Source organism: Nocardia brevicatena NBRC 12119, assembly GCF_000308495.1.
Lineage (GTDB): Bacteria > Actinomycetota > Actinomycetes > Mycobacteriales > Mycobacteriaceae > Nocardia > Nocardia brevicatena.
This window is the reverse complement of the sequence record NZ_BAFU01000062.1, coordinates 1-1,243: the sequence shown is the minus strand read 5'-3', so window position 1 is coordinate 1,243 and position 1,243 is coordinate 1. Positions and strand designations below refer to the sequence as shown.

General features: G+C 68.8%; 1 protein-coding gene. It reads left to right on the top strand.

Annotated features, from left to right (window positions below; translation table 11 throughout):
* Positions 1 to 1,243: translation initiation factor IF-2 (infB, locus tag ON20_RS16950; protein ID WP_083864985.1), on the top strand; the 1,243-nt coding region annotated here is incomplete at both ends.

Sequence of the window (1,243 nt, the reverse complement as noted above, 5' to 3'; positions counted from 1 at the left end):
GTGGTCGGCCGGGTGGCCCCGGTGGCCGCGGTGGTGCGGCGGGCGCGTTCGGACGTCCCGGTGGCGCCCCGCGCCGCGGCCGCAAGTCGAAGCGGCAGAAGCGCCAGGAATACGACTCGATGCAGGCGCCCTCCGTCGGCGGCGTGCGGCTGCCCCGCGGCAACGGCGAGGTCATCCGGCTCGCCCGTGGCGCGTCGCTGTCCGATTTCGCGGAGAAGATCGACGCCAACCCGGCCGCGCTGGTGCAGGCGCTGTTCAACCTCGGTGAAATGGTCACCGCGACCCAGTCGGTGAACGACGAGACGCTCGAACTGCTCGGCAGCGAGATGAACTACGTCGTCCACGTGGTCAGCCCCGAGGACGAGGACCGCGAACTGCTGGAATCGTTCGATATCACCTACGGCCAGGACGAGGGCGGCGAGGAAGACCTCGAGGTCCGTCCGCCGGTGGTGACCGTCATGGGTCACGTCGACCACGGTAAGACCCGACTGTTGGACACCATCCGCAAGGCCAACGTCCGCGAGGGCGAGGCCGGCGGTATCACCCAGCACATCGGCGCCTACCAGGTGATGACCCATCTCGGCGACGAGGACCGGCTGATCACCTTCATCGACACCCCCGGTCACGAGGCGTTCACCGCTATGCGTGCCCGAGGTGCGAAGGCCACCGATATCGCGATCCTGGTGGTCGCCGCCGACGACGGCGTCATGCCGCAGACGGTGGAGGCCATCAACCACGCGCAGGCGGCCGACGTGCCGATCGTGGTGGCGGTCAACAAGATCGATAAAGAGGGTGCCAACCCGCAGAAGATCCGCCAGCAGCTCACCGAGTACGGGCTGGTCTCCGAGGAGTACGGCGGCGACACCATGTTCGTCGACATCTCCGCCAAACAGGGCACCAATATCGACCAACTGCTCGAGGCGGTGCTGCTCACCGCGGACGCTGCCCTCGACCTGCGGGCCAACCCGGACCAGGACGCCCAGGGTGTCGCCATCGAGGCCCACCTCGACCGTGGCCGCGGCCCGGTCGCGACGGTGCTGATCCAGCGCGGCACGCTGCGCGTGGGCGATTCGATCGTGGCGGGCGACGCCTACGGTCGTGTCCGTCGAATGGTCGACGAATACGGCGAGGACGTGGAGGCGGCCCTGCCGTCGCGTCCGGTGCAGGTCATCGGCTTCACGTCGGTGCCCGGCGCCGGTGACAACCTGCTCGTCGTGGACGAGGACCGGATCGCCCGGCAGAT